Here is a 16,894-nt window from a genome sequence, read left to right as displayed (position 1 = left end):
GCCAGCCCTTTCTCCCCGTCAATTTACGGGGAGAAATGCCCGGCAGGGCAATGAGGGGCGGCGCCGACCTCGACAAGAATCCGCAGAGATACTTTCCATCCGGAGACCGGAAACACGATGCAGCCTGACGATACCTTGCTTCACCTGGAGGCGGTCCAGAAGCGGTTCGGCGGGCTCGTCGTGCTCAACAACATCGACATCGCGATCGGCGCCAACGAACTGATCGGGCTGATCGGTCCGAACGGCGCCGGCAAGTCGACCTTGTTCAACGTCATCACCGCGCTCTACACGCCCACCCAGGGGCGCATCCGGTTCCGCGGCCGCGATATCACCGGCACGGCGCCGCACCGCATCTGCCGGCTGGGCATCGCGCGGACCTTCCAGCTGGTGCGCACCTTCCTGACCATGACGGCGTTCGAGAACATCATGGTCGGTGCCGTCTATGGCTCCGGCGGGCGCGTCAGGCATGCGACGTCAGCCGCGCAGGATGCGCTGGAGCTGGTCGGGCTCTCCGCCAAGCGCGATATCCGCACCGCGCATATGACCCTGTCCGACCGGCGGCTTCTGGAGATCGCGCGGGCGGTGGCCTCCAGCCCGGCGCTGCTTCTGCTCGACGAGCCGATGGCGGGACTGAACCCGACCGAGATCCAGCGCATGGTCGACGTCATCCGCCGTGTGCGGGCGGAGAAGGGCGTGTCGATCCTGTGGGTGGAGCACAAGGTCGACGCCATCATGAAAGTGTGCAGCCGGGTGATCGTGCTCGACCATGGCGAGAAGATCGCCGACGGCACGCCCCGCGAAATCGTCGCCAACCGCAAAGTGATCGAGGCCTATCTTGGCGAACCGGCTGCTTGAAGTGAACAATCTCGAGGTCGCCTATGGCGATGTCGGCGCGCTGTGGGGCGTGTCGATCCATGTCGACCCCGGCACGATCGTCGCCATTGTCGGGGCCAACGGCGCCGGCAAGACGACACTCCTGAAAACCGTCTCCGGCCTGCTGAAGCCGAAGCGCGGCGAGGTCTTCCTCAACGGCGTCGCGCTCGCCGGCAAGGCGCCGGAGGCGATCGCCGGCATGGGCATCGCGCATGTGCCGGAGGGGCGCGGCCTGTTCCGGCAGATGACGGTGCTGGAGAATCTCGAGCTCGGCGCCTTCCAACCCAAGGTGCGCAAGCATTTCAAACAATCGCTCGAAAAAGCCTACACGCTGTTTCCGCGCCTGAAGGAACGGGCGGGGCAGAAGGCCGGTTCGCTCTCCGGCGGCGAGCAGCAGATGCTGGCCATCGCGCGCGCCACCATGTCGGACCCCGCGCTGCTGATCCTCGACGAACCGTCGCTGGGGCTCAGCCCCATCGTGGTGCAGCAGATGTTCTCGCTGATCGAGACGCTGCACAAACAGGGCGTCACCATCCTGCTTGTCGAGCAGAACATCCACCAGGCGCTGAAAGTGGCCGACTACGCCTTCGTGCTGAAGACCGGCGAACTCGCCATGCAGGGCACGGGCGCGGACCTCATCGCCGATCCGGAAATCCAGAAGGCCTATATGGGCGTGTTGGAGGTGCAATGACTTTGAACATCCCGCCTCCCGACATCCTGCTGCAGCTGTCGCTCAACGGCGCGCTGGGCGGCGCCATGTACGGCGTCGCCGCGGTCGGCCTGAGCTTGGTCTTCGGCACCATGCGGCTGATCTTCCTGGCGCAGGGCGCCATGATCATCCTGGCCGCCTACTTCGTGCGGGCGCTGTTCTATGGGCTCGGCATCGATCCGTTCCTGTCGCTCCTCATCGTCGTGCCTGTCGGGCTCGGCGTTGGCTGGTTGGTCTATCAGGGCCTGTTCCGCCGCGCCGCCGCCGAGGCGGACCGCAACATCTCGCTGCTGATCGCGGTCGGCCTGATGTTCCTGATCCAGAACCTGATGACCGTGGTGTGGGGCGGCAACACCGCCGCCGTGGTGACCTCCTACACGGCGAGCGGCATCGAGATCCTGGGCGTGCGCACCTCCTTCACCCGCTCGATGGGCTTTCTGATCGCGCTCGCTGGCACCGGACTGGTGGTGCTGTTCCTGCGCTCCACGCTGGTCGGCAAGGCGGTGCGCGCGGCCTCCGAGGACATGGAAGCGGCGACGCTGATGGGCATCAGCCCGCACCGCGTCAACGCCATCGCCTTCGCCATCGGCATCGCGCTTGCCGGCGCGGCCGGCGTCGCCGTGGCCACGACCTTCCCGTTCAACCCGTTCGCCGGCTTCATCTTCAGCCTCAAGGCGCTGGTGGCGCTGGCGCTGGGCGGCATCGGCAATGTCGCGGGCGCGCTGGCCGGCGGCATCATTCTCGGCCTCATCGAAGCCTATGTGCAGTATTTCATCTCCGGCGGCTGGACCAATGCCATCGCCTACGGCGTGTTCCTGGCGGTGCTGATGTTCAAGCCGGAAGGCCTGTTCAGCCGGCCCTACAAGAAGGCTTGAGCACCATGTTGAAGCAAGCCTTGCCGCAACGGGCCTGGACGGCGATAGCCATCGTCGCGGTCATCGCCCTGGCGCTGGTGCCGCTGCTGCCGGGCGCGGTGGACTCCTACGCCTTCTCGTTCCTGTTCTTCGTCTTCCTCTACGCCATCATGGCGCAGGGCTGGAACCTCGTCGCCGGTTTCGGCGGCCAGATCAGCCTCGGCAATCATGCGTTTTTCGGACTCGGCGCCTACACCACCGCGATCCTGTGGACCGGCAACTATCTCTGGGGCTCGCTCTATGACAGCCACCCGGACATCTATTATTTCGATCCGGTGACGATGACGCTGGGCGGGCTGGTCGCGGCGGTCGCCGCCATCATCATCGGTCTGCCGCTGCTTTCCAAACTGCGCGGCGACTATTTCGCGCTCGGCACGCTCGGCTTCGGCGAGATCGTCAAGGTGATGTTCATCAATGGGGGCGACTTCACCGGCGGCGCCTTCGGCGTCGTGGCGCCCGCCGGCACGTTCGACACGCTCCTGCCGCACTATCTCGTCGGGCTCGGCCTGATGGCCGGCGTCGGTGTCGCCATCCGCCTGCTCATGCGCTCGCGCTACGGGCTGGCGCTGATTGCCGTGCGCGACGACGAGATGGCGGCGTCGGCCAACGGCATCGACGTGCTCAAGGTCAAGGTATCAGCCTTCGCCGGCAGCGCCTTCATCGCCGGCGTCGCCGGCAGCCTCTACACCTACTACATCTTCCATGTCGGCCCGGACTCGGTCTTCGACCTCGACTGGATGCTGCTGCCGCTGATGATGACCGTGGTGGGCGGCACCGGCACGCTGCTCGGCCCCATCCTCGGCGCGCTGGTGATGTACGCCGTGTTCGACCTCGCCAAGATCGTGGTGCCGGATTACCACCCGGTGATTTCGGGGCTGACGATCATCCTCGCCATGCTGTTCCTGCCGAAGGGGCTGATGCGCAGTTTCGCGGGCAGGGCGCGGGCGGCGTGAGGGCCAGCGTCGCGGCTCAATCGGTAGCGGCGCTGGGGTTGAGAGGATCCAGGGTGGGATCGTCGCTACCGGCGCGTGATGTTGTGCGCCCCCAGAATCTGCGTATACCGATGAATCATCGCATCCATTGAAAACCGGGTCTCCGCGGTGGATCTGGCCGCTCGACCAAGTTTACCAAGCAGGCGTCTTTGACTTTGTAGCTCGATAACCCGCTCAGCCGCCTGGCTGGCGTCGTCCACGAGAAAGCCGTTGACACCATCCACGATCTGTTCGTGCACCCCGCCGGACCGGTTGGCGATCACCGGCAGGCCCATCGCCATGGCTTCCAATGAGGCATTGGGGCAACCTTGCCGCTCGGAAACCATCACGAAAATGCGCATGCATGCGAGGAATGGCCTGACGTCTTCCTGGGCTCCAGTGAACAAGACGTTACCGGGTGCACGGGCCTGCATGGCTCTGAAATAGTCACCGGTTTGAGAGTCCGGACCGCCGACAATGGTCAAGGTCGTGCGTGGCGACCGCTCTGCCAGAATTTCCATCATGTCCAACAGGAAGTCGATCCGTTTATCGGGAACGATGCGGGCGCAGGTTCCGATCGCAAACGCCGGATCCCAGTTTGCTGGAGCGAGGTACTGAGCTGGTGGAAGCGGAACAAAGCCTGGTGGGAGACGCACGCCATTCGGGACGACATGAATTTTGGATCGGTCCGGACACAGGCAAGCCGGCGGCACTCCGTCCTTGTACTTGCTGACAAAGGCATCAAGGCGATCGAAATATTGCCCGGCGGTGAAGGCTATTCGACGCTGAAAGTCTGATGCCGCCTCCAACTCGTCAAACAGCATCGGCCCCGGGCTCACATCAACAATTCGGAGATCGCGCTGAACCAGGATCTTGGTCAGCAGAAGCTTCGTCTCCGGAGCGACGTTCCAAAAGGAGACCACGCGTACATTAAGTCGGTCAATCCAGGTCAGGACAAGCTCAACCCGCTCGATCAAGGTGTCTGCGCCCTGGGCGGATAATATGGGGATCTGAAATTCATCCAGCGAGCGCTTGTGCGTCGCCATCGGCGCGCCCCGCAGCACACCCAAGGCCACCTTCTGCCCGGCGGCATAGCCGGACAATAGATTGACGAGCGAGGTTTGAGGCCCTCCGATCTGAAGATTTTCGGTGAGCAACAGCGTGCCCGACGCCGGAGCCAGATGGACCGAACTGATGGCAATACCGTGCTTGGCCAGCAGCCGCCAAAGATGCGGAACCATCAGGGGTTCGGGTCGTGGTATCGGCAAGACGCGCTCGGTTCGCACCGCGATCTTCAGGATGCCCTCCACATAGGCGTTTATGTCCGAACCATCCTTGACGAGAACGGCGTCTGGCGGGAGCACCTCACTGTTGCCCCCCGCCGCGGCGGTGACCACTGGACATCCCGCCTGCAGGGCTTCCAACAGCGCAATGCTCAGCCCTTCGTAGATGCTGGTGTTCAAGAACACGTCGAATGCCGCGAAGTAGGGCTCGGACGGATCGACATCGCCAGGCATGATCATGTCGGCAATCACCCCGAGATCCACCGCCAGCCGACAGGCGGCTTCGTAGGCAAATCTGCCCCCGCCGTACGTGTGGTCCCAGCCGCCAAGGATCATCAGCCGGGCCGGGACATGCTGCCTGAGCGCGTGCAGCACCTTGACCGCGCGGGTGTATGCCTTCTGCGACTTGAACTGCCCGACCATGCCGATGAGGATGGTTTGATTGTTCAGTGCCCATCTGTTGCGAATGTCGCGCCTGTGGGCCGCCAGCTCCGCCGGTGCGAACACCCTCTGCAATTCATGACGGATCGTGACCGCGGGTGGGGTCCCAACAGCTTGGAATTCCGCGGTCACGGCGTCCGATACGCCGATAATCATCGGGACGTTGCGGTGGTCGTATGCGGCTGGCGGATCGGTCCAGCCTGGGCTCATGTTCTGCAGGACAGGGATCGTGGTTATGCCCATATCCCAAAGAACGCCGAGGTCCTCAGCGGGAATCAGATGCGTATAAACCACCGCGGGCGGGTTCTGAAGCATCCGCAGCGCGAACGCCCGCAAGCTGGATCGTTTGTCCGCTGGATTCTCCGCAAACACGACGCTGAGGTTGCCGCCAGCGCCAACAGAATACTGACGCTGTGATCGATACAGCACGTACAGCGTCTGGTTGAGGTTTGCGCTGGCCTGCAGCGCCTTCATCGTTTCGATCACGCTGCGTTCGGCGCCACCCCTGACAAGGCTCGGCAAGAGCACGTTCAACTGGCTTGTCGAACGAGCCATGTCCTGAGGGAAGCGGATCGGCAGCGGCGTTGGGGGCCGTCCCAACTTGACGGGTGATCGCCTCGGCGAAGGGGTATCTTCCCTGGAACTGATCAGCCCGTACTTGCGGTACAGTTCCCATAGCGTGCTTCCGGGCTTGGGAGCGTCCTTGTCGGGAACGTAGTCCAGGAGTTTGCGACCCCGGTAATCCCCGCGGTCGGCCTCGAGGGTGCGCCACATCTCGTTGATCCAGTGGATGGCCCGCCATTCGCGAGGGATTTCCACCATTTCCTCCACCATCGGCCGGATGAAGTCCAACCAGTGATCGGGATTCGACATGTCCTCGACGATGGAGTGCTGCAGGCCCATCGCCTCGACGTGCCGGGTCAGGATGCGGTTCGGCAAGAGGTAGTCGCTCTCGGGTGTCACCGCCTTCACCGTCTCACGGTACACCTTCTGCATCAAAGGGCTGCCGGCGGGTGTCTTCAGGATGCTTCCTATCACGCCGATGCGGTGGGGCCTGAACGCGTAATCGCCTGGAAAGTCGAATGGACGAAGGCAAGTGACGTCCATGTCCACCCAGATTCCCCCATGCTCGTGGAGCAGCTTGTACCGGAACAGGTCCGAGAACGGCGCGCCGAAACTGTGCCGACCGACCCCGGTCTCCGGATCCGCATTCGTCTTGGCGAAGACCTTCTTCCTGGGGATGATCGTCTCGGCGGGGCGAAGCAGGACGTTGCGGGGAAGGTCGTAGCTGGAAAGATCATCGTAAGCCCACAGGTGAAACTCATGGCCGAAATGGGCGAAGGAATGTAACGTCAACAGTTCGAGCCGCGAAAGACGCGAGCCGAACCACATGCCATGGACGATCCTGTTGTCTTTCCGGATGCGCGAGCCTTCGGCCATAATCATCGATCCACCTCCACTGCTCGGCAAACAGACCGAAGACCATTTCGACAGGCTGGCGACTGACCTTATTGTACTTTAGGCTCTCCTGGCGAGCCCGGATCAATGCGCGCGAAGTGAGTCATGGCACAGAAAATCCTATGCATCACAGCGGGCCAGCGCAGTGGCACCACCGCTTTGCGAAGCCTTATCTCCGCGGATCAGCGCTTCGCCGATCTGGGCGAGATTTTCGACACCTCGATCATGGACCAGCCTCAGTCTTTCTTCGGGTATTGCCGGAGAGGGAAGCTGCAGGTTGTCGACATAATGTCCGGCCACGACGCCGAGCGACTTTGCAAGGAATATGTCTCATACCTAAAAAATCTTGCGGAAGGGCGACATTTACTGATTGACGTCAAGTTCAACTCCTGGGGCGAGATACGCATGCCATGGACGTACATGCATCAGGAGCCTTTCTTTCTTTCGCAGCTAAAATGGATGTCAGCCAAATTCGTCTTTGTCTGGCGACAAGACCTGATCGGTCAGATTCTGAGTGACCGAATTTCGGACAAGCTCGGAAAATGGCACAATCTGACTGCCTCCGACGCCATCGAACCTTTTGAGCTCGACGTCCGGAAACTTGCCGCCCGCGCGAAAATGCTCTGCCAATCGGAACAATATTTCTATCATAACCTGGCTGGATACCCGGCATCGCTAACGCTGTGCTACGAGCACATGTTCAATGAACAGGACGGCTTGGAACGTGACGTTGCAGCCGCGGTACGCTTGCTTGTTCAAGAAGAACTGAGCTTTCCCGAGCAAGGCCTTTATCACCGGAACCGGATCGCAAAAGCCGCGATAGTCTCCAACTACGCCGAAATCGTTTCCGCCATTGAACGTGTCGTCAGGGAATATCGCGACCCGTCGATACCCCGATTCCGGTCGCCAAGCTGAGACGGCGCGCCGGCCCGAGCCTCCAGGCGCTCGATCCTCAGACAAATTGCAGCGGTTCGAACTTAACCCACGCCCCGCTGATTTTCTCGGCCTGATCGATCAGGGATACGCCGATATCCAGGTCGAAAGTTCCTGACGTTTCCTCGGGTGCGCGCAAGAAGGCAAAGTTGGCTTCCGGACCGTCCAGTGTGATCACGCGGTGAGAGATCCGCGCGCCATTGGCGACAAGAGAGAGCTCGACCTGAAGTGGGCCGGGCGCGTCCGGGGACCGTTTGAAGCCCGGGAAGACGATCCCGCTGCATTCACTGCGTCTTAGCCTCCTGACCGAGACGGATATCGCAGGCTCGCCTCGCCGATTTGCGTGCAGAATCAGGGGCGCTGAGCCAAGGTCGTGAGGAATGCGTGACCAAGGGTTCGGGCCGCGGATGGTAATCTCCCAGAATGCGCGGTTCGAGGTCCTTGCCAATGGCGGCTGGGCAACAACGGCGCGCAGCTCCTCCCGGACCTCGAAATTGGTATGAGAAAGTGCGTCCAGAGCCGAGCGCCACTCCGAGAACGGAATATGGCTCTGCCAGGGAATTCGGCAGCACTCGATCAAAGCAGCAGCGTTGCGTGAGGGCTGTTCGTACAGGCGTATCGCCCCGATGTCGGCGTCTCCATGGGCGGCGCTCCGCCGCTCGCCCGGCCAGGATTCAAAGAGATAGAGAGGGCCAAATGCCTGGGAGTTCGCCTGGCGCAGAGGCAGCCGAATGTCATGGAGGGCGATCCAGGCGCCGGGTTCAATCAGATCAAGGATGGACAGCAGATCGAGGCATGGCCACGGATGCATGTGGTTCGCATCGAGAAAGACAAAGTCAAACCGCTCCGGCCGGCTGGGCCAAAGCCGGATATCGGTCGATGTTACGCCAGCGCCGAGCGTCAAGTTGGAAGGCGCCTCGCCGAAAGTTTCTCCTATATAGGCGCCTACGGGCCTGGATGGATCGTCGTAAAAGACGCTGAGCTTATCAACGGAATAGAGCCGGCTTTCGCGTAGCCGATCAGCAAGCAACGTTGCGAGGAAGACTGTCGAAACGCCAGAGGCGACCCCGATTTCGGCGAGCGCGCGGGGGCGCTCGCGCATGATCAGATCGAACAAAAACGCCGCATCCGCCCGTCCAATCGAGCCTTTCGCCCAGGGTGGTCGCGAATAGCGCGCATCGACATAGGCCGCCGCTTCGCGAGATGCACCACAATCCTCAATTCCCACTGGGCCACCCCATTGCGCGCAAGCGGCAACAATATCGGTTTTGCAAGTTATCCGCCATGGCCGCGAGGGCATGGCGGCAGTGAGACCTTGAAATGGGCAGTTCTGCCGAAGTCATCGTCCGGCACCACGCGAAGGAGGATTACGCTGCGTGTCCAACCGTGGGCCGAAACGAATCCGGCGAGCCGTCCGCTCCCTTGCGAGGACGAACAATGGGCACTCATTCCGGTCCGGACAATGATCAGTTTGGGCCGTCTACATCGCGCCCGGCTAGAACTCTTTGCAGATCTCAGTGCTGAACATGCCGAATATGAAAATCTATTTGGGCGTCCTCCGTGGCGCCAATGTAACAATATCGTGAAGATGGCCCCAGCTCTTCCAAAGCCTCATCCCGTAGCGCATATTTGCTGGGGCTCGGGGTGACATATGTATCGCCTGCTGGTTGACTTTACCTCAGATCGCACTTGCTGTGGGGTCCTGTCGCTTCTTGACGATGAGGGTCACAGGCTGTGCGGGCCATTCCCTGTTGCGGGCCGCTCTTCCAGTGTGCTTGCCGCAGCCAAGCGCAATGTACCGCGAAATCCTTCATATCCTTACGGAGATGTCCCTCTCGGCGGCTATGCGGTGCGCCGTATCTTGAAGACGGGCAGCCGCACAGGGCTTCCGCGCGCGCAATTTGGGCCGCACGGTGTCGTTGTGTTGGAGCCTGTCTCGGGCGATGCGGCCGTTGCCGAGGCCAATGGCAGGTTCCATTTCATCATCTCGGGCGGAAATCTTTCGATCGATGGGCAATTGCGTTCGACCGCAGGCGGACTTCGTCTCAAGGATGAACACCAGCTAGAGTTGCTGCGTTGCTTGCGGCGGATGGACGAGGCCCGATGCGACATTGGTCTTCGTGAGACACTTCCCCTGGTCGAGCATGTGGCTGACGACCCTGAGTTGAACATCAGCGACCCCTTGCCGCTCACGTCCGCCATGACAACGGCTCGTCTCGGGCTCGGCCGTGACATGGATAAGCGCCAAGCCACGAGGGCGATGGTATTTGGCTTGACCGTCTCGTTTGTGCTGATGCCGGAAGCCGCACCGGCTCGTACTTCCGACCAGAGCACGGTGCCTGATATCGCCCAACACTCACCGCTGTTGAATGACCTCAAGGGGCCAAGGTTGCAATATGCTCCACCCCAATCGCCTATGGTCCGCCTGGCTTACGAGACGAGCGAGCCCGGTGACACGAGCTTCGTCAATTCCGAAATGTCGAGTTCGGTGGAAGGTACCGCTCACCCCATCGCAAGTGAATACGCATCCAAGCTTCTCGATATTTGGACCGAAGCCAAACCCGTCACCGAAGTCGGCTCGACCACCGTGGACGTATTGAAGGACATAACCGGCAAGATGGGCGAGGCGGCAGAGGCGGACAATTTTCAATCCGCAATGAACTTCGTCGGCGATGCCGATACGGAATTCCGCATTTCCAACTATTCAATTGCATCTCAGGCGCTGGAAGGGGTGAGCGCTGCCTTGGCGCTGAAGTCATCATACGAGATAGGCGCCAAGGTGGGCGAGGCAATCAATGACCTGAATGATGGAAAAATCAGTGTGGAGCAGTTCGTGGAAAAGGTTGGGCCCGCGCCGGCGAAATTGCTCTTGACCAGGGTCGGTGTTCCGTTTGCGGATCAGTATGTGGATAGCGGGATTGCGACCATCAACGCTGGTGTTTCTTGGGCAATTGACGCGGGGTTCGACTTCTATGACAAGTACAAAGGATATAAGTAGGAGGCTCCAGGTGCACTGTGCAAATTGCTGGATGCGATCAATTTATTCAGGTGCAAGGCTGGCAGGTTTTGCAATTTTGTTTTTGACCGGACTGTCCGTTTCGAGCGTGGCTCGTGCCGATCCCGCTGATACGCTTGTGCTTATTCTTCACTACGATACTTACTACAAGAATATTTCCGAAATTGCGTTGAGTCAGTCGCTGCAGCGCCTCAAGGAAAAAGGCCTTACCGACAATAAACTATCCGACGCAACTTCGGCTCTTAACGTGGAGGTTGAAAATTATAAAAAAGTTTTCCTTGGCAAGATGGCTGACGCATATCGGAGCCGCTTCTCTGCCGACGAAATAAATTCCTTGATAGCTTTCTACAAAAGCCCGTTGGGAATCAAAGCGGGAGCCAATCAAAAATCAATTCAGGATTATCTGGCGACCGCGACCCGCGACGCCGGTATATATGTCGGCGTTTCCGCCGCTCAGTTCGCGCAATAGCCGAGCGCGGCCCCGTGGCGGGCCTCGGCCGACAGCCGAATTCACCCCAGCAAATTGCGCGCCGTGCGCATGAAGATCCGCGAGCCGATCGGGATCAGATCGTCGGGAAAATCATAGTCCGGGTTGTGCAGCGCCGGATAGGTCTCGCCGGCGCCGAGGAAGAACATGGCCGACCTGGCGCTGTGGCCGAACAGGCCGAAATCCTCCGAGGCGCGCATCGGCAGCGCTTCCTCGCCATGGGTTACGCCTTCCTCGTCAAGCGCGCGCTGCAGATGTTCCACCGCGTCGGGCGCGTTGATGCTGGCGACGAAGATCTCGTGGTAGTCCCAGCGTGCCGAGAGGCGGTGGCGGGCGGCGATTTCCGTGACCAGAGCCTCGGCGGCGGCACAGAGATCGGCCATGCGCTCGTCGCGGCGGGTGCGCAATGTGGCCCACACCTCGCCATGGGCGGGCGCGATGCCGAACACGGCTTCGCCCATGGCGGCATGGGTGACGGTGACCATGGAAAAATCATCGTCGGCGAAGGTGGCGCGGCCGAGCGCGGGCAGGGCGGGCATCAATTCGGAGATCGCCTTCATGGGCGAGATGCCGGTCTCGGGCATGGAGGAATGCGCGGTCTTGCCTTCCAGCACGATGCGCATGCCGCGCGAGGCGCAGTTGACCACGCCTGACTTCACACGCACCTCGCCGAACGGCACGCCGGGGAGGTTGTGCAGCGAGAAGGCGAAGTCCGGCGCGATCTCGCCATAGCGCGGATCGGCGACGACGCCGGCGGCGCCATTGCCGGTTTCTTCCGCCGGCTGGAACATCAGCACGACGCGGCCGCTGGCCGGCCGCTCGCGGCCGAACTGGCGGCCGAGCGAGGCGATGATGGCGGTGTGCCCGTCATGGCCGCACATATGCGACTTGCCGGGGATCTCGGACGAATGCGCCACGCCGGACAGCTCCTCGATGGGCAGGGCGTCGAGCTCGGAACGGAACAAGAGGGTGGGTCCCGCCTTGCCGCTGTCATAGACCGCCGCCACGCCATGGCCGCCCAGGCCGTTCAGCACCTTGTCGGGCGCGGTGTCGGCGAGGAAGGCAACGACCGCCTGCGCGGTCTTTTCCTCTTCGTTGGAGATTTCCGGCTGCCGGTGCAGCTGGCGCCGCCATTCGGTGAGTTCGACAATGTCGCGGTTGGTCAGGGTCATGCGTTTCGCCTCCGCTTTGCGCCTCGTGACACGCCCATGCTGCGTGCGCATGTCTTGACGAGTAGCGGCAAACGGCGTTTCCCGCCACACGCCAACCGCCGCGCTTTGGCGGGCCAGTGAAGGGCGGCCGCGGCCTATTTCAAGCGGTTCGGACAGAGCGCCTTGAACTGGTCGATCGTGTAGTCGTAGCCGGAAGCGCCGGAGCCATCGAGCATCACATTCTCCGCGACGGCCTTGATGAGATAGTCCGTCGTCACCTCGGTGCCCTTGTTGCGGCCCTGGAACAGCATCTTGGCGCCATAGAAGGTGGTGAACTCGCCGCTCTTGCAATTGGCCGTGATCTCGAAGCTCAGCGGCGCCTTCATTTCGTCGTCGATGCATTTCTTCGTGAAATCATGGCCATACTCCCGGCAGTATATGGTCGCATCATGCCTGTCGTGCCTGGCCAGGATGCTGGCATGCTCCGAGCCGATGCCCGTCTTCTTGACGATGGTGAGCTTCATCCCGACCCTGGCGCCATAATAGAGCGTGGCGGCGCCGGCCGGCGCGGCGAGCAGCAGCACGCTGAGCAAAAACAGGAAACGTCGCATGGAAAGCCTCCCTTTGGACGACAGAGGATTGCCGCGCGACGGCGCGTGGTCAAGCATCAATGCGCCATCCCCGATCACGCCGCCGGCATTCATTCCTCGTCTGCGTGGTTTCAGATGGGCCGCCTTTCGCCCCTCCTGGCCCAATCTTGTCGGGCCAGGAAGCGGATGGTCATTATGAGGAGACAGGTTATAACGGTCGGCGAAATCGCTATGACCTAAAAGGGGAGACGATGCGTTACATACGTCCGCTTTCAATCGAAGATGCCGTCGGCCAGTTGGCCGGATCGGCGGGCCCGGCGGCCATCCTGGCGGGAGGCAGCGACCTGCTGGTGCGCATGAAGGGCGGCTTCGTCGAACCCGAGCTGATCGTCGACATCAAGGGGATCCCCGGCTTCAGCGACATCCGCGAAACCGCCGATGGCTTCAGCATCGGCGCGGCGGTGCCCTGCGCGGTGCTGGGCGAGCACGCCGTGCTGAAAAAGGCATGGCCGGGCGTGGTCGAGGCGGCCAAACTGATCGGCTCCAAGCAGGTGCAGGGGCGCTGCACCATCACGGGCAATCTGTGCAACGCCTCGCCGGCGGCCGACAGCGTGCCGGCGCTGGTGGCGGCGGGCGCCCGCGCCGTGGTCACGGGGCCTTCGGGCACGCGCACCATTGCCGTGGAAACCGTGCCGACCGGCCCCGGAAAGACCTCGCTCGCCAAGGGCGAGATCATCGAGGCGATCCTGCTTGGCAAGCGCGCGCCGCATTCGGGCGACGCCTATCTGAGGTTCATTCCGCGCACGGAAATGGATATCGCCGTGGTCAGCGCCGGCGTGAACCTGACGCTGGACGAGGCCGGCGTGATCCGGGCCGCCCGCGTGGCTCTGGGCGCGGCCGCCCCCACCGTGCTTCTGGTGGAGGAGGCAGCCGAAGCGCTGGTCGGCCGCAAGCTCGACGACGCGGCATTGGAACGGCTGGCCAAGGTGTGTTCCGGCGCCTGCCGGCCCATCGACGACAAGCGAGGCACCATCGAATTCAGACGCAAGGTGGCGGGCGTTCTGGCGGGACGCGCAGCAACGACCGCCTATGCACGCGCGGGAGGCAAATAATGGCTGGCATAGCGGTTTCAACCACGATCAACGGCGACAGCGTCGAGTATCTCTGCCAGCCCGACGAGCCGCTGCTCGACGTGCTGCGCGACCGTCTGGGACTTACGGGCGCCAAGGAAGGCTGCGGCACGGGCGACTGCGGCGCCTGCAGCGTCATCCTCGACGACCGGCTGGTCTGTTCCTGCCTGGTGCTGGGCGCGGAGGCGCAAGGCCGCCGCATCGAGACCGTCGAGGGCATGGCGCATGGCGAGACGCTGCACCCGCTGCAGCAGAAATTCCTTGAGCACGCCGCACTCCAATGCGGCATCTGCACGCCGGGCTTCCTGATCGCGGCCAAGGACCTGCTCGCCAAGAACCCCGACCCGAGCGAAGAGGAAATCCGCTTCGGGCTGGCGGGAAACCTGTGCCGCTGCACCGGCTATGACAAGATCGTGCGCGCCGTCCAGGACGCCGCGCATGTGATGAAACAGGCCTGATTTAAGGGAGCCCCGCGATGAATTTCGATCCGCGCTACGCCAATCGCAATTTCGCCTCCGTCGGCACGCGCCCCATCCGGCCCGACGGCATCGACAAGGTGACCGGCCGCGCCCGCTACGGCGCCGACTTCAACATGGCCGGCCAGCTGGTGGGCCGCGTGCTGCGCAGCCCGCACGCGCATGCCAGGATCCGCAGCATCGACATTTCGAAAGCCGAGGCGCTGCCCGGCGTGAAGGCGGTGGTGACGGCGAAGGACCTGCCGGACCTGACCAATGGCGATGCCGCCATGTACGACATTCTCGACAACTCGATGGCGCGCGCCAAGGCGCTCTATGACGGCCATGCGGTGGCCGCGATCGCGGCGATCGACGCGCGCACCGCCAGGCAGGCGCTGAAGCTGATCGAGGTCGACTACGAGGTGCTGCCGCATGTCACCGATGTGGACGAGGCGATGCGGCATCACGCGCCGCTGATCAACGACACGGTCTTCACCGAGGGGCTGGAGGAGAAGCCGGTCAAACCGTCCAATATCACCAAGCGCAGCCAGTTCGGCCATGGCGACGTGCATGCCGGCTTCGCGCAGGCCGATTTCATCGTCGAGCGCTCGTTCAAGACCGAGCAGACGCACCAGGGCTATATCGAGCCGCATGCCTGCGTGGCGAATGTCAATCTCGACGGCACGGCGGAGCTGTGGGTGTGCACGCAGGGCCATTTCGTCTACCGCCAGCACTGCGCGCAACTGCTGGGGCTCGAAGCCTCGAAGCTGCGCGTCACCTCCTCGGAGATCGGCGGCGGCTTCGGCGGCAAGACCCATGTCTGGGCCGAGCCGGTGGCGCTCGCTCTGTCGCGCAAGGCGGGGCGGCCGGTGAAGCTGGTGATGACGCGCGACGAGGTGTTTCGCGCCTCAGGCCCAACCAGCGCCACCTCCATCGACGTCAGGATCGGCGCGCGCAAGGACGGCACGATCACGGCGGCGGAAGCCACACTGCGCTACAGCAGCGGCCCCTATGCCGGCTCCTGGGCCGAGATCGGCGCCATGACGGCCTTTGCCTGCTACAGGCTCGATAACGTCAAGACCGTCGGCTACGAGGTGCTGGTCAACCGGCCGAAGACGGCGGCCTACCGTGCGCCTTCCGCGCCGATGGCGGCCTTCGCGGTGGAAAGCGCCGTCGACGAGCTCGCCAAGGAGATCGGCATCGACCCGGTCGACTTCCGCATCAGGAACGCCGCGCAGGAAGGCACGCGCTCCTCCTATGGCCCGGTCTATGGCCCGATCGGCATCGGCCCGACGCTGGAGGCGGTGAAGAACCATCCGCACATGAAGGCGCCGCTGAAGAAGAACCAGGGCAGGGGCATGGCCTGCGGCTTCTGGTTCAATTTCGGCGGCCAGACCTGCGTCGACCTGAACATCGGCATGGACGGTTCCGTGTCGCTGGCCGTGGGTACCGTCGATGTGGGCGGTTCCCGCGCGTCGCTGTCGCTGGTGGCGGCCGAAGAGCTCGGCATCGACTACAGCCAGCTGAAGGCCATCGTCGCCGACACGTCTTCCCTTGGTTACAACGACATGACCGACGGCAGCCGCGGCACCTTCTCCTCCTCCATGGCCACCATCTCGGCCGCCCGCAACGCGATCAAGATCCTGCGCGACCGCGCCGCGCAGATGTGGGACATTCCGGTGGACGACGTGGTGTGGGAACAGGGCCACGCGGTGGCCAAGGGCGACAATTACGGCAATCTCGGCAAGCTTTCGCTGCGCGATATCGCCGCCAAGTCGGGCACCACGGGCGGGCCGATCGCCGGCCACAGCGAGCTCGTCGCCGACGGCGCCGGCGTCTCCTTCGCCACCCATATCTGCGACGTCGAGGTGGACCCCGAGACCGGCGCCACGCGCGTCATCCGCTACACGGTGGTGCAGGATGCCGGCAAGGCGGTGCACCCTACCTATGTCGAGGGCCAGTACCAGGGCGGTGCGGCGCAAGGCATAGGCTGGGCGCTCAACGAGGAGTATATCTACGGCAAGGACGGGCGGCTGCAGAACGCCGGCTTCCTCGACTACCGCATTCCCGTCTGCTCCGACCTGCCGATGATCGACACGCAGATCCTGGAAATCCCCAACCCCAACCATCCCTATGGCGTGCGCGGCGTCGGCGAAACCTCGATCGTGCCGCCGCTGGCGGCGATCGCCAACGCGGTGTCGAATGCCGCCGGCGTGCGCATGACCCACATCCCGATGTCGCCGCCGAGGATTCTGGCGGCGATCGAGGCGGAGCGGGGCTAGGCCGGGGCCGACCGGCGATGGTCGAAGTCACCCTCTGGGGCGCACTCAGCCAGCTTGCCGGCGGCAAGGACAAGGTCGAGGTCGAGGCCAGGGATATCAGGGAACTGTTCAGGAAACTGGCTGAACAGTATCCCGCGTTTGAGCCGTGGATCGAGAAGGGCATCGCGGTGGCGATCGACGGGGTGATTTACCGGGATACGT

At 62.8% G+C, this 16,894-nt stretch carries 15 protein-coding genes; 11 read left to right on the top strand and 4 right to left on the bottom strand.

Going from position 1 to position 16,894, the window contains the following annotated elements; translation table 11 throughout:
• The first annotated feature begins 117 nt into the window (after positions 1-117).
• Genes FFS37_RS23295 through FFS37_RS23280 form a run of 4 tightly spaced genes read left to right on the top strand, consistent with a single transcriptional unit; the run spans position 118 to position 3,449 of the window.
• Positions 118-855 carry an ABC transporter ATP-binding protein gene (locus tag FFS37_RS23295; RefSeq protein WP_137933320.1) on the top strand — a complete coding sequence of 246 codons (738 nt, stop codon included), beginning with the start codon at positions 118-120 and terminating at the stop codon, positions 853-855.
• Positions 836-1,564 carry an ABC transporter ATP-binding protein gene (locus FFS37_RS23290; RefSeq protein ID WP_137933319.1) on the top strand — a complete coding sequence of 243 codons (729 nt, stop codon included), beginning with the start codon at positions 836-838 and terminating at the stop codon, positions 1,562-1,564. The genes FFS37_RS23295 and FFS37_RS23290 overlap by 20 nt, the downstream gene beginning before the upstream one ends.
• Positions 1,561-2,457, top strand: a complete 897-nt coding sequence (locus FFS37_RS23285) for a branched-chain amino acid ABC transporter permease (RefSeq protein ID WP_137933318.1) — start codon at positions 1,561-1,563, stop codon at positions 2,455-2,457. The genes FFS37_RS23290 and FFS37_RS23285 overlap by 4 nt, the downstream gene beginning before the upstream one ends.
• A gap of 5 nt (positions 2,458-2,462) precedes the next feature.
• Positions 2,463-3,449, top strand: coding sequence for a branched-chain amino acid ABC transporter permease (locus FFS37_RS23280; protein ID WP_137933317.1), 987 nt, complete (start codon positions 2,463-2,465; stop codon positions 3,447-3,449).
• Positions 3,450-3,514: 65 nt separating this feature from the next.
• On the opposite strand, the gene FFS37_RS23275 is transcribed toward FFS37_RS23280, so the two are convergent.
• A complete protein-coding gene (locus FFS37_RS23275; protein ID WP_137933316.1) occupies positions 3,515-6,637 on the bottom strand; it encodes a glycosyltransferase in 3,123 nt (1,040 codons plus the stop codon).
• A 117-nt stretch (positions 6,638-6,754) separates the two neighbouring features.
• Here FFS37_RS23275 and FFS37_RS23270 point away from each other — a divergent pair, with 117 nt between their 5' ends.
• Positions 6,755-7,564 (top strand): hypothetical protein, encoded by an 810-nt coding sequence (locus tag FFS37_RS23270; RefSeq protein WP_137933315.1) that lies wholly within the window; start codon positions 6,755-6,757, stop codon positions 7,562-7,564.
• A gap of 37 nt (positions 7,565-7,601) precedes the next feature.
• Here FFS37_RS23270 and FFS37_RS23265 read toward each other — a convergent pair whose 3' ends face one another.
• Positions 7,602-8,810: a class I SAM-dependent methyltransferase gene (locus FFS37_RS23265; protein WP_171026379.1), complete on the bottom strand. Its 1,209-nt coding sequence runs from the start codon at positions 8,808-8,810 to the stop codon at positions 7,602-7,604.
• 423 nt (positions 8,811-9,233) lie between these two features.
• On the opposite strand from FFS37_RS23265, the gene FFS37_RS23260 reads away from it, so the two are divergent.
• Positions 9,234-10,580, top strand: a complete 1,347-nt coding sequence (locus tag FFS37_RS23260) for a hypothetical protein (protein ID WP_137933313.1) — start codon at positions 9,234-9,236, stop codon at positions 10,578-10,580.
• Positions 10,581-10,611: 31 nt separating this feature from the next.
• Positions 10,612-11,067: a DUF2059 domain-containing protein gene (locus FFS37_RS23255; RefSeq protein ID WP_171026378.1), complete on the top strand. Its 456-nt coding sequence runs from the start codon at positions 10,612-10,614 to the stop codon at positions 11,065-11,067.
• A gap of 41 nt (positions 11,068-11,108) precedes the next feature.
• Here the strand turns inward: FFS37_RS23255 and FFS37_RS23250 are convergent, their stop codons facing one another.
• Both FFS37_RS23250 and FFS37_RS23245 read right to left on the bottom strand, forming a co-directional pair.
• Positions 11,109-12,257 carry an amidohydrolase gene (locus FFS37_RS23250; protein WP_137933311.1) on the bottom strand — a complete coding sequence of 383 codons (1,149 nt, stop codon included), beginning with the start codon at positions 12,255-12,257 and terminating at the stop codon, positions 11,109-11,111.
• A gap of 134 nt (positions 12,258-12,391) precedes the next feature.
• Positions 12,392-12,847 (bottom strand): hypothetical protein, encoded by a 456-nt coding sequence (locus tag FFS37_RS23245; protein ID WP_137933310.1) that lies wholly within the window; start codon positions 12,845-12,847, stop codon positions 12,392-12,394.
• A gap of 230 nt (positions 12,848-13,077) precedes the next feature.
• Here FFS37_RS23245 and FFS37_RS23240 point away from each other — a divergent pair, with 230 nt between their 5' ends.
• From FFS37_RS23240 to FFS37_RS23225, 4 genes are all read left to right on the top strand, one after another.
• Positions 13,078-13,938 (top strand): FAD binding domain-containing protein, encoded by an 861-nt coding sequence (locus FFS37_RS23240; protein ID WP_137933309.1) that lies wholly within the window; start codon positions 13,078-13,080, stop codon positions 13,936-13,938.
• A complete protein-coding gene (locus FFS37_RS23235) occupies positions 13,938-14,414 on the top strand; it encodes a (2Fe-2S)-binding protein (RefSeq protein WP_137933308.1) in 477 nt (158 codons plus the stop codon). The genes FFS37_RS23240 and FFS37_RS23235 overlap by 1 nt, the downstream gene beginning before the upstream one ends.
• 17 nt (positions 14,415-14,431) lie before the next feature.
• Positions 14,432-16,693 (top strand): xanthine dehydrogenase family protein molybdopterin-binding subunit, encoded by a 2,262-nt coding sequence (locus FFS37_RS23230; RefSeq protein WP_137933307.1) that lies wholly within the window; start codon positions 14,432-14,434, stop codon positions 16,691-16,693.
• A 17-nt stretch (positions 16,694-16,710) separates the two neighbouring features.
• On the top strand, positions 16,711-16,894 hold a 184-nt coding region (locus FFS37_RS23225), incomplete at its 3' end, for a MoaD/ThiS family protein (RefSeq protein WP_137933306.1).

It is taken from the genome of Mesorhizobium comanense, assembly GCF_005503535.1.
Classification (GTDB): Bacteria; Pseudomonadota; Alphaproteobacteria; order Rhizobiales; family Rhizobiaceae; genus Mesorhizobium; species Mesorhizobium comanense.
The sequence above is the reverse complement of the archived record's forward strand: the minus strand, read 5'-3'. Positions and strand labels throughout refer to the sequence as shown.

Bases quoted from the DNA above. Each gene is read 5' to 3' on its own strand.
- FFS37_RS23280 (WP_137933317.1), top strand. From the start codon at position 2,463: ATGTTGAAGCAAGCCTTGCCGCAACGGGCCTGGACGGCGATAGCCATC.
- FFS37_RS23245 (WP_137933310.1), bottom strand. From the start codon at position 12,847: ATGCGACGTTTCCTGTTTTTGCTCAGCGTGCTGCTGCTCGCCGCGCCG.
- FFS37_RS23270 (WP_137933315.1), top strand. From the start codon at position 6,755: ATGGCACAGAAAATCCTATGCATCACAGCGGGCCAGCGCAGTGGCACC.
- FFS37_RS23275 (WP_137933316.1), bottom strand. From the start codon at position 6,637: ATGATTATGGCCGAAGGCTCGCGCATCCGGAAAGACAACAGGATCGTC.
- FFS37_RS23285 (WP_137933318.1), top strand. From the start codon at position 1,561: ATGACTTTGAACATCCCGCCTCCCGACATCCTGCTGCAGCTGTCGCTC.
- FFS37_RS23240 (WP_137933309.1), top strand. From the start codon at position 13,078: ATGCGTTACATACGTCCGCTTTCAATCGAAGATGCCGTCGGCCAGTTG.
- FFS37_RS23230 (WP_137933307.1), top strand. From the start codon at position 14,432: ATGAATTTCGATCCGCGCTACGCCAATCGCAATTTCGCCTCCGTCGGC.
- FFS37_RS23250 (WP_137933311.1), bottom strand. From the start codon at position 12,257: ATGACCCTGACCAACCGCGACATTGTCGAACTCACCGAATGGCGGCGC.
- FFS37_RS23255 (WP_171026378.1), top strand. From the start codon at position 10,612: ATGCGATCAATTTATTCAGGTGCAAGGCTGGCAGGTTTTGCAATTTTG.
- FFS37_RS23295 (WP_137933320.1), top strand. From the start codon at position 118: ATGCAGCCTGACGATACCTTGCTTCACCTGGAGGCGGTCCAGAAGCGG.
- FFS37_RS23260 (WP_137933313.1), top strand. From the start codon at position 9,234: ATGTATCGCCTGCTGGTTGACTTTACCTCAGATCGCACTTGCTGTGGG.
- FFS37_RS23235 (WP_137933308.1), top strand. From the start codon at position 13,938: ATGGCTGGCATAGCGGTTTCAACCACGATCAACGGCGACAGCGTCGAG.